Source organism: Leeuwenhoekiella sp. ZYFB001, from assembly GCF_011784865.1.
Lineage (GTDB): Bacteria > Bacteroidota > Bacteroidia > Flavobacteriales > Flavobacteriaceae > Leeuwenhoekiella > Leeuwenhoekiella palythoae.
The window spans coordinates 2920426-2934679 of the sequence record NZ_CP050460.1 but is presented as its reverse complement, the minus strand read 5'-3'; the positions used below and the strand labels follow the sequence as shown (position 1 = coordinate 2934679).

At 39.7% G+C, this 14254-nt stretch carries 12 protein-coding genes; 11 read left to right on the top strand and 1 reads right to left on the bottom strand.

Annotated elements, in window-relative coordinates; all coding sequences use genetic code 11:
- Positions 1-27: 27 nt before the first annotated feature.
- Positions 28-1119 carry a bifunctional 3-deoxy-7-phosphoheptulonate synthase/chorismate mutase type II gene (locus HCN54_RS12675; protein ID WP_167598083.1) on the top strand — a complete coding sequence of 364 codons (1092 nt, stop codon included), beginning with the start codon at positions 28-30 and terminating at the stop codon, positions 1117-1119.
- A 111-nt stretch (positions 1120-1230) separates the two neighbouring features.
- Here HCN54_RS12675 and HCN54_RS12670 read toward each other — a convergent pair whose 3' ends face one another.
- Entirely contained in the window at positions 1231-1689 is a 459-nt protein-coding gene (locus HCN54_RS12670) for a hypothetical protein (RefSeq protein ID WP_167598082.1), read from the bottom strand.
- Positions 1690-1770: 81 nt separating this feature from the next.
- Here HCN54_RS12670 and rsgA point away from each other — a divergent pair, with 81 nt between their 5' ends.
- The 10 genes from rsgA to HCN54_RS12620 all read left to right on the top strand — a co-directional run bounded on the left by rsgA (position 1771) and on the right by HCN54_RS12620 (position 14197).
- On the top strand, positions 1771-2715 hold the full coding sequence (gene rsgA, locus HCN54_RS12665; RefSeq protein WP_167598081.1) for a ribosome small subunit-dependent GTPase A: 945 nt from the start codon (positions 1771-1773) through the stop codon (positions 2713-2715).
- Between the two features lie 19 nt (positions 2716-2734).
- Complete coding sequence (gene dtd / locus HCN54_RS12660; RefSeq protein ID WP_167598080.1) at positions 2735-3187, top strand: D-aminoacyl-tRNA deacylase; 453 nt, start codon at positions 2735-2737, stop codon at positions 3185-3187.
- Positions 3188-3234: 47 nt separating this feature from the next.
- Positions 3235-5136: a DUF3857 domain-containing protein gene (locus tag HCN54_RS12655; RefSeq protein ID WP_167598079.1), complete on the top strand. Its 1902-nt coding sequence runs from the start codon at positions 3235-3237 to the stop codon at positions 5134-5136.
- A gap of 1 nt (position 5137) precedes the next feature.
- Entirely contained in the window at positions 5138-7168 is a 2031-nt protein-coding gene (locus tag HCN54_RS12650; RefSeq protein ID WP_167598078.1) for a DUF3857 domain-containing protein, read from the top strand.
- An 11-nt stretch (positions 7169-7179) separates the two neighbouring features.
- Positions 7180-9165, top strand: coding sequence for a DUF3857 domain-containing protein (locus tag HCN54_RS12645; RefSeq protein ID WP_167598077.1), 1986 nt, complete (start codon positions 7180-7182; stop codon positions 9163-9165).
- 71 nt (positions 9166-9236) lie between these two features.
- Entirely contained in the window at positions 9237-9563 is a 327-nt protein-coding gene (locus tag HCN54_RS12640) for a nucleotide pyrophosphohydrolase (RefSeq protein WP_167598076.1), read from the top strand.
- 34 nt (positions 9564-9597) lie between these two features.
- A complete protein-coding gene (locus HCN54_RS12635) occupies positions 9598-10821 on the top strand; it encodes a 3-phosphoshikimate 1-carboxyvinyltransferase (RefSeq protein WP_167598075.1) in 1224 nt (407 codons plus the stop codon).
- A 134-nt stretch (positions 10822-10955) separates the two neighbouring features.
- Positions 10956-12005 (top strand): tRNA preQ1(34) S-adenosylmethionine ribosyltransferase-isomerase QueA, encoded by a 1050-nt coding sequence (queA, locus tag HCN54_RS12630; RefSeq protein ID WP_072983850.1) that lies wholly within the window; start codon positions 10956-10958, stop codon positions 12003-12005.
- Positions 12006-12105: 100 nt separating this feature from the next.
- Entirely contained in the window at positions 12106-13149 is a 1044-nt protein-coding gene (rlmN, locus tag HCN54_RS12625; protein ID WP_072983275.1) for a 23S rRNA (adenine(2503)-C(2))-methyltransferase RlmN, read from the top strand.
- A gap of 70 nt (positions 13150-13219) precedes the next feature.
- Positions 13220-14197, top strand: a complete 978-nt coding sequence (locus HCN54_RS12620) for a polyprenyl synthetase family protein (protein WP_167598074.1) — start codon at positions 13220-13222, stop codon at positions 14195-14197.
- Positions 14198-14254 lie beyond the last annotated feature (57 nt).

Here is a 14254-nt window from a genome sequence, read left to right as displayed (position 1 = left end):
CAGCTAAAAGCTGTAAATTTGTTGAATATGGAAAATAAGAAAGAACTTAGAAACTGGTTAGACGCTTTCAATCTGGATCATCCGCTTGTAATCGCAGGTCCTTGTAGCGCAGAAACTGAAGAGCAAGTATTAAAAATTGCTCACGAGCTAAAAGACACAGATGCTACTGTTTTTAGAGCAGGAATCTGGAAACCACGTACCCGCCCGGGAATGTTTGAAGGGGTGGGAGCGCTAGGTTTGAAATGGCTTCAGAAAGCTAAAGAGGAAACCGGTATGTTAACTACTACCGAGGTTGCAAATCCTAATCACGTAGAGCTTGCGTTAAAACACGATGTAGATATTCTATGGATTGGTGCGCGTACCACCGTTTCTCCTTTCAATATTCAAGAAATTGCTGAAGCGCTTAAAGGAACAGATAAAACAGTTCTTATTAAAAACCCGGTGAATCCTGATCTGGCTTTATGGTTAGGGGCTGTGGAGCGTTTTTATACGCAGGATGTTAAAAATCTTGGTGTGATTCACAGAGGTTTTTCAACCTATGAGAAAACCCGTTACCGAAATAATCCAGAATGGCAAGTTGCTGTTGATTTACAAAACCAGTTTCCGGACCTTCCGTTAATTCTAGATCCATCACACATTGCCGGGCGTCGTGATATTATTTTTGATCTATGCCAGACTGGTCTTGATCTTAATTACGACGGAATTATGGTGGAGACCCACTACGATCCAGACAATGCGTGGAGTGATGCTAAACAGCAAATCACACCGTCTACTTTGGTACAGATTATGAAAGATCTAAAAATTCGTAAAGAAGAAGGTACCGCTGCAGAATTTAATAATAAATTGAATACGCTGCGTACACAGATCGATGTAGTTGATCATCAATTGATAGAAAGCTTAGGAAAGCGTATGAAAATCGCTGATGCTATAGGTGAACTTAAAACTGAAAATAACGTTGCGATCCTTCAGTCTAAACGTTGGAATGAAATTTTAGGCGCAATGATCTTAGAAGGTGAAAAGCACAACTTGAGCGAAGAGTTTATTCTACGTGTTTTTAAAGCGATTCACCAAGAGTCTATCAATCACCAGAAGAAAATTTCTAGAATGGAAGAAGCTTAGGCTCTTGCATACATTTTAAATAGAAACGGCGCTCATTGAGCGCCGTTTTTTTTTTTTTTTTGAACCGCCTACAGGTGAAATACTCCCGATTCTTACATTTCGGTGTTTTTCTTATCCCTGCTTAGGTCTTTTAAAAATATAGCGGGTTACGTAAATCCCATTTTCATCATCTTTTCCACCATAACTTTCAACACCGCTGTTGACGAAAGCAAGTTCCCAGCCTTCTTCGGCCATAGCGTTGATTTTTGATGTCACTACCGCGTCATTTGCAGCAATATTTTGAAACCGTATTCCGCCTAAATTAAAAAAGTTGAGCAGTTTAGTTTCCTCAAAATTCTTTACGCGAATATCACCACGATCAGCCTTATTTCGGGAATTATCTTCATCAGAGCGTTCACTGGTAAATTCTTTGTAATCGCGTTCAGCTTCGGTTGAGATCATTCTTGAACGGCCAATTCCGTTAGGGATGATAGATTCAATTACGGTTACGGTTTGATATTCCATCACTTGTGCACACAGCGGAATGCTCAACAAGCCAAGTAAAAGGAGTAGCGTAGTTTTAAATTTCATAATGTAGTATTTTAAGCGTTAACGATTTTAGTTACTTTAAAATAAAGTAGTTTTACATGTTGAAATTAGTAAAAAGATTTGTTGAAAGGAATAGTTTATAAATCAACCGGAAGCTGGTACAGTGTAAAAGATGATTCAGGCAATTTTTACGATTGCCGCATTAAAGGTCGTTTTAGGATTCAGGGTATCAAAAGCACCAATCCTGTTGCGGTAGGTGACCGTGTTGTTTTTGAACTTGAAGAAACCGGCGATGCGGTTACCGGAGTGATCAAGGCGATTGAAGATCGTGATAATTACATCATTAGAAAATCGGTTAACCTTTCAAAACAAACGCATATTATTGCGGCTAATATAGATCGCTGTTTTTTAATTATCACACTAAACAATCCGCCTACTTTTACAGCTTTTATTGATCGCTTTTTGGTGACCTGTGAAGCTTATGGGATTGAAGCGGTTTTGCTCTTTAACAAAGTAGATACGCTTTCGGCAGAAGAATTTGGCGAAGTAAAATACCTTGCAGAAATGTATCGAGAAATCGGTTATACCTGCATTGGAATTTCGGCAAAAACGGGTAAAAATGTAGACCAGGTCAAAGCGATGATGACCGGAACTACGAGTATGTTCTCGGGACATAGCGGTGTGGGAAAATCTACCTTGGTCAACGCTATTGAGCCGGCGCTTGATTTAAAAACTAAGGCTATTAGTGATCAACATATGCAAGGCCAGCATACGACTACTTTTGCTGAAATGTTCGACTTAAGTTTTGATGCTAGAATTATAGATACACCGGGTATTAAAGGCTTTGGAGTGGTTGACATTGAAAAGGAAGAATTAGGAGATTATTTTCCGGAATTCTTTGCGCTAAAAGAGCATTGTAAATTCAATAATTGCTTGCATCTAGAAGAGCCTAAATGTGCTGTGAAAGAAGCTTTAGAGCGGGATGAGCTGCACTGGTCACGATACGAAAGTTATAAGCAGATCATTGAAGGTGGTGAGGAGAATTACCGCCGTAATATTTATGATTAAAACCCCTAAAAACAATTAAATGCGAGTAGTTATACAACGCGTGAGCGAAGCTTCGGTCACTATCGAAAATGTCATTAAAAGCAAAATAGGAATTGGTTTTGTAGTGCTTCTAGGGATCACTTCAGAGGATACTGAAGAGGATATAGAGTGGTTGACTTCAAAGATTTGTGGGTTACGTGTTTTTGGCGATGCCGAAGGTTTAATGAATGAAAGCATTCTTGATAAAAACGGAGAGATTTTATTGATTAGTCAGTTTACTTTGTATGCCTCTACCAGAAAAGGAAACCGCCCTTCTTTTATAAAAGCCGCGAAGCCTGATCAGGCGATTCCGTTGTATGAAAAATTCATTGGGGAACTTTCAAAAAAGTTACAGCGTCAAGTACAAACTGGTGAGTTTGGTGCAGATATGAAAGTAGCTTTGGTTAACGATGGACCTGTGACCATCAGTATTGATTCCAAGAATAAAGAATAATTTAAGATTATATTAAGATTTTGCTATATTGCCATACAATCTATTGAATGGCAAAAAAACTACTTCTATTACTATTTGTTGCATCTTCTGTAGCTTTTAGTCAAGACTTAAAACTTTCTGCGCTTACTGTAAATCCCGAACTTTCTGAGGGTGCAGATAGTGTGTTCCGCAACGAAGAAATTACGTTAGATCTTTCTCGGGAAGGTAAATTAAAGACGCTTATTTCTCGAGTAGTAACCGTTTATAACAAAGCCGGTTTAGGTGATGTTGCGGCATACGCGGGTTACGACAACAACACCAAGGTGAACAGCATCGAGGCGTATGTTTATGATCTTTCAGGTAAAGAACGCGAGCATTTTAAAGAACGCGATTTTAAAGATGTAAGCGCTGTTGATGGTGGTACACTGTATGCTGATAGCAGGGTGCTTTACTTAGATTATACGCCAACAACTTATCCGTTTACGGTACATTTTATATCAGAAACCACTTCAGAAACTACCGCCTTCTTAAGACCTTGGATGCCCTTATCGCGCTATAAAAGCGGCACCGAATTTTCAAAATTTACAGTGATTTATCCGCCGGAACAAACGCTTCACGTCAAAGAAACACACCTTGATGGATATGCTATTGAAAAGGAAGAATTAGCAGACAGAACGGTCTGGATGGCCAAGGATCTTGCACCGGTTACTTGGGAGTATAGTGCTCCTGATCTTGATCAACGAGTGCCTCGAGTGAAATGCTTTTTTGACACCTTTTATTTATCAGGTGTTCCGGGTATTGCTAAAACCTGGAAAGACTTTGGCCGTTGGATGTACACTGATTTAGTGAAAGACACACAAGATCTGGATCAAGCCACAATCACCGAAGCGCAAACCTTAGTTGCCGGTTTAGAAACTGACGAGGAAAAAGCCCGCGCTATTTACCAATATGTGCAGGATAAGGTACGCTATATCAGCGTGCAGGTAGAGATTGGCGGCTGGAAACCTATGAACGCATCAGATGTGCATCGTTTGGGATACGGTGATTGTAAAGCCTTGAGCAATTATACCCAGAGTTTGTTAAAAGCTGTGGGGATTAAATCGTATTACACGGTATTGTATGGGAAATCTGATAAGGAATCTCTTGATACAGTTGTGGTCGCTATGCAAGGAAATCACGCGATTTTAGGTGTGCAATTGGGAGACGAAATCCAATTCTTAGAGTGTACCAGTCAAGAAACACCTTTTGGGTACATGGGTTCGTTTACTGATGATCGCGAGGTTTTACTCTTAACAGAAGAGGGTGGTAAACTTGCAAGAACCACAAAATATGAGCAAGATGAAAACCGGGTAGCGCTTGAGGCCACATTTAAATTTGATGCTTCAGGTGGTCTTGAAGGTACGATCACGCGAGCATCTTCGGGGATTTTTTACGCTAACCGTATGTCGTTAGCACGCTTAGATCAGAAAGATTTGTCTGATTATTATTATAAAGCCTTTGATGCTATAAACGGACTTTCAGTTAGTAATATTCAGCTGAATAATGATCGAATGAATGTGGTGTATACGGAGTCGCTTGATGCGCGTGCCACAAATTACGGTAGTAAAGTAGGGGCTAATTTTCTCTTGCGTCTCAATGCTTTTGCTTTAGGAAGAGATGCTATTCCACCTAAATATGCTCATCGAAAATCTGAGCTGATTATCCTGCGCGGCACAGCTCAAGAAGATAAAATTGCGATAACGCTTCCCGAAGGTTATGAGGTAGGAGCTCTGCCAGAAGATGTGGTTATTGAAGAGCAATTTGGTAGTTATCAGACTACTTTTCGCAGAGAGGGAACACAACTTTACTACACCCGCACCCTTAAATTCAATGAAGGAAATTACCCTGTAGCTCAGTATGAAAACTATCGGGATTTTTATAAAGCTGTCGTACGCAACGACAGTCAGAAAGTATTAATACAAAAAATATAATATGCGTAAAATTACTTGGTTTGCTTTTTTACTAGTGACTTCATTTGGGGTTGCTCAGGATTTTAGGTTTGGTAAAGTAACTGTTGAAGAGCTGCAGGAAGAGGTACACCCAAAAGATGCTGATGCAGATGCTGCAATTTTATATAGAGAGCAGTTTTCTCATATAGATTACTTTGAGAATGATGGGCTGATGTTGACAACGGAAGTCTATGAGCGCATTAAAATTTACAATACAGATGGCTTTGACTGGGGAACCCAACAAATTCCATTATATACCGGCGGTTCAAAAAACGAGAGTGTAGGTAAAATAAAAGGGGTTACCTATACACTCAATGGAGATAAAATTGAAGAAAGTAAATTGCGCAACGATGGTATTTTTGATGAGGAGAAAAATAAATTCTACGATGTAAAAAAGTTCACCATGCCCAACTTACAGCCAGGTTGCGTGATAGAATTTCAATATGAAGTGGTGTCGCCCTATTTGTCGACCATTGATGAGATCAGATTACAGGAAGAAATACCTGTAAATAAAGCAGATGTTAGCTTTTATACGCCAGAATGGTTGGTTTATCAATTGCACCGAAAAGGTATTTTTCCTTTAGATATTGAGCAGACCAGTAAGGCTGCTACGATCAATTATCGTGTGCGTCAAGGTGTTTCTAATGGAGGGTCAGTAGGATTTGCGCAAAGAAGCAGTGTGGGGAGCGGGGTTCAAATGCGTAAAATAGATTATCAAAAGAAAGGCTATAAGGTGTTGGCTGAAGATATTCCGGCAATGCGCGAGGAGGCGTATTCATCAAATATTGATAATTACAGAGCTGCTTTAAGTTTTGAACTTTCATTTACTCAATATCCTGGCGAGCCTCTGGAAACAATTACCAGTAGTTGGGAGGCAGTTTCTAAAACTATCTATGATTCAGAAAACTTTGGAGGTCAGCTCAAGTCGGTACGTTTTTTTGATGATGATATAGATGAACTGCTTACAGGAGCAAATGATCCTGTTGAAAAGCTTGCGCGCATTTATGAATTTGTGAAGCAAAAGATGGTTTGGAACAAATACATAGGTATATATGCAGATGAAGGGGTGAAAGAAGCTTACAAATCAGGAGTTGGAAACAGTGCAGATATCAACTTGATGCTGGTAAGTATGCTTCGATATGCAGGCTTAGATGCAAACCCGGTGATCCTAAGTACACGTGATAACGGAATCCCGGTCTTTCCTACGCGTAATGGCTTTAACGACGTAATTGCCGGAGCCAAAATAGGAGAGCATACCTTTTTGATGGATGCTACAAACAAAATGGGAATGCCAGACCTGCTAGATGAAGAGTTACTTAACTGGAATGGTCGAGTAATTAGAGAGGGTGGATCTTCAGAATGGGTGAATTTATATCCTAGCAAGCACGCTACTGAAAGCACGATCATAAGCTCAGAAATCACCGAAGATTTGGTTGCTGTAGGAAACTTGCAAAGCAGATATACTGGGAATTATGGTCTAAACTATAGAAAAAATTTAGGTTCTAGAACAGAAGAAGAGCAATTGAAAGCTTTTGAGCAAATGCATTCTGGAGTTGACATCGCTGACTTAGAATTGAAAAACGCTTTAGAAGTATCAAATCCGTTAGAGGTGGCTTATAATTTTGAGATGCTTAACGGAGTAGAAGAAGTAGGGGGTAAGTTGTATGTCTCGCCGTTGCTACACGTAACCACTACTGAAAATCCGTTTAAATCTGAAGTGCGTGCACATCCGGTAGATTTTAAATTCCCTTGGAAAGACCGCTATATTATAAGTATTAAAATACCTGAAGGATATACAGTTGAAAGCCTTCCGGAAAGTGCCTTGTATCATATGACTGATAAGATGGCTTCTTATGTTTACAGAGTTTCAGCGTCAGAGGATAAAATCAATATCTCTACAGAGATGGCGTTCAATTCTTCGATCATCGCTCCTGATTATTATCAAGATCTTAAAAAGTTTTACGAGACTATCGTAACAAAGCAAAATGAAAAGATCGTTCTTACTAAAATTTAAATTAAGAGAAAATGCGTTTTAAACTTTTAATGATTACTATGGTAGTTTTGTTGGGTGCAGTTCACTGCGCTCAGGCCCAAAAAATAAAACTAGACAAAGTAACTAAAGACGAGTTGGAGCTAAAGGTGTATGCTGAAGATTCGACCGCTGCGGCTATCTACCTTGACAAGGTAAGAGAGACCTACTTTGATTATAAAACCTCAAGCGGCTTTTTGATCATCAACGAATTTAAAGAGCGTATAAAAATCTTATCAAAAGAGGGTCTGGACTACGCAACAAAAAAGATTTTGAGCTATAAAAATGATAGTGATAAAGAGCGCGTAGATGACATAGAGGGAGTGACGTATAATCTTGTTAATGGTAAAATTGAAGAAATCGAACTCAAAAAAGATGGGATTTTTGAAAATGAGCGCTCTGAGCATTGGGACGAAACCTCGATTACGATGCCGGCAGTACAGGTTGGGAGTATCGTAGAATGGAGTTACACCACCATATCGCCGTTTTACAAAATCGATGATTTGATCTTGCAAGAAGACCTTCCTATTGTCGAATACTATGCAAAGATCAGAACTCCGGGAATGTTTACTTTCCGCAGATTAAAAAAAGGATATTTTGACATTACTCCTAAAGAATCTATCGCTGATGGTGGGGTGAATTTTGAGAATGCTTATGGTCAATCTAATTATGCTAGTTATAAGGAGTTGGTTGCAGAATATACGCAAAACGACGTTCCGGCATTAAAGGAAGAAGTGTTTTTGATAAATCCTGATAATTACCGAAGAAGCATCGTATATGAGTTGATATCTACTGAATTTACTGAAGGAAATAAAAAAGAATATGCAACGACTTGGGAAGAAGTTGCAAAGACAATTTTTAAGCAAAGAGAATTCGGCGGACAGATGAGACCGTCTCTATCCTTAAAAAAAGTTGCTGCTCGTATGGTAGCTGATCATAAAACCCAAGCCGAGAAAATTGAAGCCGCTTTGGCCTATGTCAAGTCTAAAATAAAGTGGAATGGCAACTACGGGAAATATACAGACGACGGCATCGATGAGGCGCTAAAGCGTGGCTCTGGTGATGTGGCTGAAATAAACCTTTTGCTAACGGTGTTGCTGAGAGAGTGTGGCGTACAGGCAAATCCTGTGTTGATAGGTACCAAGCAACACGGTATTCCGTCATTTCCAACGCTAGAAGGTTATAACTATGTGGTTGTTGGTGTGAGAGACGGTCTTAAAACCATTCTTCTTGATGCTACTGATAAGTTTAGCGCGCCTAATATCTTGCCTACACGTGTTTATAATTGGTATGGCAGAATGGTAAATAAAGAAGGTGTTTCTCAGGAGATCGATTTGTATGAGACCATTAGTCCGCAGAAAGATCGTTACGTGATGGCAGACTTAAATGAAGATGGAAGCATCAATGGTGTGCTCAAGCAGCGCTATAAAAGTCTTGAAGCTTTTGAGCTTAGGCATAAGGTTGATGAAGAAAGCTTAGAAACATATACTCAAGAACGAGCAGTTGATCTGGGAGTTGATGAAGTTACTAATCTCAAATTAGAAGGTATTGAAGAATTAAGCGCCCCAATAACAGAATCTTTAGAATTCAAAATTAATCAAGGAGTAGATCAGGTTCCCGGCCAGATTTATCTCAACCCACTACTGTTTTTTACAATGGGCGATAATCCTTTTAAGTCTGATGTGCGTATTTCACCGGTAGAGTTTAATTATCCCTTTTTTCATAATACCAATGTCACCTTAAAGCTGCCGGAAGGTTACGAAGTGCAACAATTGCCAGAACCTATAAAAATCGCACTACCCGGCGAATTGGGTAGCTTTGTTTATTCAATTACGCATATGGGGCAGACCTTGCAGGTGATGACTAAGTTTAATCTAACCGGTACATTTGTTCCTTATGATTATTATCAAAGCCTGAAAGAGTTTTTTAATCGCAGGGTGGCAAAAGAGACCGAGAAGGTGATTCTTCAGAAAAGTATTTAATAAGCCGTGTGAGTTTGCACTCATTTTTTTGCTTTACCTTAATTTAGCATCTTCATAAAGATTATATACCTATGAAAATTGATGATGCTCAAAAAGCAGTTGATGAATGGATCAATAATCACGGCGTTCGCTACTTTAACGAATTGACCAATATGGCTCAACTTACCGAAGAAGTAGGTGAGGTAGCGCGTATTATCGCGCGCCGCTACGGAGAGCAAAGTGAGAAGGAAAGCGACAAAAATAAAGATCTGGGAGAAGAACTTGCCGATGTTCTTTTTGTGGTGTTGTGTTTAGCCAATCAAACCGGAATTGACCTTCAAGATGCTTTTGATAAAAAGCTTGACCTTAAAACCAAAAGGGATCACGACAGGCATCACAATAATCAAAAGTTGCAGTAATCCACAACAAACAATCAACCAAAAACCACGCATTTTGAAACTGAAACTCCACCAGAAAGAACCGCATTTAGACGGAGACATAGCAATTACAGGATCTAAAAGTGAGAGCAACAGATTGCTTTTGCTTCAGGCTTTATTCGGGAATTTTAAGATCAAGAATCTGTCTAACAGCCACGACAGTCAGGTGATGCAAAAAGCATTAGCGTCAAAAGAAAAGACAGTTGATATACATCACGCGGGTACTGCTATGCGTTTCTTAACTGCGTATTTTGCAGCTTTTGAAGGTAGAGAAACCATTCTTACAGGAAGTTCGCGTATGCAGGAGCGTCCTATAGGTTTGCTGGTTGATGCCCTGAGAGAATTAGGAGCAGACATTACCTATCAAAATAATGAGGGCTACGCGCCGCTTTTGATCAAAGGTAAAAAGCTTACTAAGAGTACGGTTTCACTCGCTGCAAATGTGAGCAGTCAGTACATTTCTGCGTTGATGATGGTGGGCGCTTCTTTACCTAACGGAATTGAAATAAACCTCATAGGTCAGGTTACTTCAGTGCCTTATATAGAAATGACTCGCGCACTGCTCACGCAACTGGGTGTCGAGAGTAGTTTTGAAGGACAGCAAATAAAAATTAAACCAGCCGGTGCGATCAACGTTTCAGAAATGGTCGTAGAATCAGACTGGAGTAGCGCTTCATACTATTACAGTTTAGCAGCACTTTGTGATACAGCAAAGCTGAAAATTTCCAGTTATAAAAAAGACAGTTTGCAGGGCGACTCTGTGTTGGCAGAATTATATCAAAAATTAGGAGTCAAGACTACTTTTGCAAAGCATGCGGTACTTCTGGAAAAAGTAGATCAGCCAAAACCGAAACGTGTAGAGTTTGACTTGGCTAACAGCCCTGATATTGCGCAAACCATTGCGGTGACTTGTTACGGGTTGGGCGTAGCGTGTGATCTGTATGGCTTGCATACCCTAAAGATCAAAGAAACCGATAGACTTGAAGCCTTAAAAGCCGAATTGACAAAATTAGGAGCGCATATTTCGGTGACTGACAAATCCTTGCATTTAGAAGGCTCGACCAATTTTCAGTCAGATGTTACGATCAAAACCTATCAGGATCACCGGATGGCCATGGCATTCGCACCTTTCGCTTTGCGAGCTTCTATTCTTTTTGAAGATGCCGAAGTGGTCAATAAATCGTATCCTGATTTCTGGGAAGATCTACACACTTTGGGCTTTAAAATTAATGAAGTGTAGCACTTATTTTTCTGCTGAAAATACTGCGATTGCTTGGTTTTTAAATTAATCGCTTATTTACTTGACAACCCCTACCTTGAGGTTGTATATTTGCACGCTATTTTAAATACCTAAAAAACAGAGGTCCCATGGGAATGAAACTTTCACATTTTAACTTTGATTTGCCTAAAGAACTACTCGCTGAATATCCTGCGGAAAACAGAGATGAGGCGCGTTTGATGGTTCTTAATCGCAAAACACAAACTATAGAGCACAAGTTATTTAAAGACTTGATCGACTATTTTGAGCCTAACGATGTGATGGTATTGAACAATACCAAAGTGTTTCCTGCACGACTTTACGGAAATAAAGAAAAAACCGGAGCGCGTATCGAGGTGTTTTTACTTCGTGAATTGAATTCAGAAACGCGTCTTTGGGATGTGCTTGTAGATCCTGCACGTAAAATACGTATTGGTAACAAATTGTACTTTGGAGATGACGAAAGTCTAGTTGCTGAAGTTATTGATAACACTACCTCACGAGGAAGAACTTTACGTTTTTTATATGACGGTTCGTATCAAGAATTCAGAAATAAATTGACTGAGCTTGGTGAAACGCCACTTCCTAAATACATCAAACGTGATGTGGAGCCGGAAGATGCAGAGCGTTACCAAACGATTTTTGCTAAAAATGAAGGTGCAGTTGCTGCTCCTACTGCGGGTCTACACTTTAGTAAACACTTGTTAAAGCGTTTAGAAATTAAAGGATTAAACTTTGCAGAAGTAACGCTTCACGTAGGTCTAGGGACGTTTAGCCCGGTTGAGGTAGAAGACCTTTCTAAGCATAAAATGGATAGTGAGGAAGCGTACATTGATAGTTCTGCAACTACTACTATTAACAAAGCAATTGGTGAAAATCGTAAAGTTTGCGCTGTAGGAACTACCGTAATGCGTGCTTTAGAAAGTTCAGTGAGCTCTAATAAAACGCTTAACGAATTTAGCGGTTGGACAAATAAATTTATTTTCCCTCCGTATGATTTCAGTATTGCAAACTGTATGATCACAAACTTCCATACGCCAAAATCAACCTTGATGATGATGGTTTCTGCATTCGCAGGACACGATTTTATGAAAGAGGCTTATGAGCAAGCAGTAAAAGAAAAATATAAGTTTTATAGCTACGGTGATGCGATGTTGATCATCTAATCACTTGTTTATTCAGCATAAAAAATCCCCGCGCAAACGGGGATTTTTTTATAATCAAAATTCCGGTTTAAGAGAGCGACTTAATTGATAACTTTGCAACGTGAAAAATACACAGAAAGACATACGAGCACTATCGCGAGAAGAATTGCGTGATTTCTTTGTTTCGCAGGGCGAAAAGGCCTTCCGTGGAAATCAAGTGTATGAGTGGCTTTGGGTAAAAGGCGCGCATTCTTTTGATGATATGACCAATATTTCAAAAGAAACTCGTGCGTTTCTAGACGAGCATTTTGTGATCAATCACATCAAAGTTGATCAAATGCAGCGCAGTTCAGACGGTACGATCAAAAATGCCGTAAAACTTCATGACAATCTTACGGTAGAATCGGTTTTGATACCTACCGCATCACGCACTACGGCTTGCGTTTCTTCACAAGTAGGTTGTAGTTTAAATTGTAAGTTTTGTGCTACCGCACGTTTAAAGCGTATGCGGAATCTTAACCCTGACGAAATTTTTGATCAAGTGGTTGCGATCGATCAGCAAAGTAGGTTGTATCATAACAGGCCGTTATCTAACATTGTTTTTATGGGAATGGGCGAGCCGCTTATGAACTATAAAAACGTGGTAAAGTCTATTGAAAAAATCACAGATCCTGAAGGTTTAGGAATGTCTCCCAAGCGCATCACGGTATCAACTTCCGGCGTACCTAAGATCATCAAAAAGATGGCAGATGATGAAGTGAAATTCAATCTTGCGGTTTCGCTGCACTCGGCTTTAGATGATGTGCGTACCGATATTATGCCGTTTAATGAGCAAATGCCGCTTCAGGAATTGAAAGAAGCTTTGCAATACTGGTATGTGAAAACCAAAAAGCGCATCACCTATGAATATGTAGTGTGGCGCGGTATTAACGACCAAGATAAGGATATTGAAGCATTAATTGATTTCTGTCTGGCGGTTCCTAGTAAAGTGAATTTAATTGAATACAATCCTATAGATGACGGCCAGTTTCAGCAGGCAGATCCGCTAGCAATTGATCGCTATGTGGCGAAACTTGAAGATCGCGGAATCACAGTAACCGTACGTCGCTCGCGCGGAAAAGATATTGATGCGGCTTGTGGGCAATTGGCTAATAAAAATGGATAGTATTAAAAATAGTATTTTTGCTACAACATTATAATTTCTAAAAGCGAACTAACTGCACTAAAATTAAAACTTGAAAGTAGTCGAACAAATTAAGCAGCCTATTGCTCACGAAATGGAACTTTTTGAGCAGAAGTTCTCGCTTTCGATGAAATCAAAAGTTCCGCTTCTTAATCGCATCACACATTATATTGTAAACCGTAAAGGAAAGCAAATGCGCCCGATGTTTGTGTTTCTTGTGGCTAAAATGTTGGGCGACGAGCGTCTTAACGATCGTACCTATCGCGGTGCTTCGGTTATAGAGCTTATACATACTGCAACTTTAGTGCACGATGATGTGGTTGATGACAGCTACCGTCGTCGTGGTTTCTTCAGCTTAAATGCACTATGGAAAAATAAAATCGCCGTGCTTGTTGGTGATTTTCTACTTTCTAAAGGATTACTGCTTTCAATTGATAACGAAGATTTTGATTTGCTGCAGATCATTTCGGTAGCTGTTAGAGAGATGAGTGAGGGCGAACTACTTCAAATCGAAAAAGCCCGCGATCTCGATATTACCGAAGAAGTCTACTTTGAGATTATTCGGCAAAAAACGGCAACGCTTATCGCTGCCTGTTGCGCAATGGGTGCTTGCGCCATTCACGCTAGCAAAAAGGATGTGGAGGCGATGCGTAAGTTTGGTGAACTCATAGGTCTTGCCTTTCAGATTAAAGATGACCTTTTTGATTACGGTTCGCAAAAAATAGGAAAGCCCACCGGGATAGATATCAAAGAGCAAAAAATGACGCTTCCGCTTATCTATGCGGTGAACAACAGTGATGAGAAGCAGCGCAAGTGGCTCATCAATTCGGTTAAAAATCACAATAAGGATAAGAGGCGGGTAAATGAGGTGATTGCCTACGTGAAAGAATTCGGCGGATTGGATTACGCCGTGGCAAAAATGAAAGGACTACAGCAAGAGGCATTAAAAATTCTAGATAAATACCCTGAGTCAAAGTACAAAGAAGCTCTTGTGCTGATGGTGAATTACGTGATTGAACGAAAAAAATAATTTTTTAAATTACTGATATTTAGTTATTTGAAAGTTTATTTCAAATTATTTTATCTT

What these genes read in the sequence shown, in the direction of transcription:
- HCN54_RS12650 (WP_167598078.1), top strand. Translation starts at nt 5,138, where the DNA reads ATGCGTAAAATTACTTGGTTTGCTTTTTTACTAGTGACTTCATTTGGG.
- HCN54_RS12655 (WP_167598079.1), top strand. Translation starts at nt 3,235, where the DNA reads ATGGCAAAAAAACTACTTCTATTACTATTTGTTGCATCTTCTGTAGCT.
- HCN54_RS12670 (WP_167598082.1), bottom strand. Translation starts at nt 1,689, where the DNA reads ATGAAATTTAAAACTACGCTACTCCTTTTACTTGGCTTGTTGAGCATT.
- HCN54_RS12645 (WP_167598077.1), top strand. Translation starts at nt 7,180, where the DNA reads ATGCGTTTTAAACTTTTAATGATTACTATGGTAGTTTTGTTGGGTGCA.
- queA (WP_072983850.1), top strand. Translation starts at nt 10,956, where the DNA reads ATGAAACTTTCACATTTTAACTTTGATTTGCCTAAAGAACTACTCGCT.
- dtd (WP_167598080.1), top strand. Translation starts at nt 2,735, where the DNA reads ATGCGAGTAGTTATACAACGCGTGAGCGAAGCTTCGGTCACTATCGAA.
- HCN54_RS12640 (WP_167598076.1), top strand. Translation starts at nt 9,237, where the DNA reads ATGAAAATTGATGATGCTCAAAAAGCAGTTGATGAATGGATCAATAAT.
- HCN54_RS12675 (WP_167598083.1), top strand. Translation starts at nt 28, where the DNA reads ATGGAAAATAAGAAAGAACTTAGAAACTGGTTAGACGCTTTCAATCTG.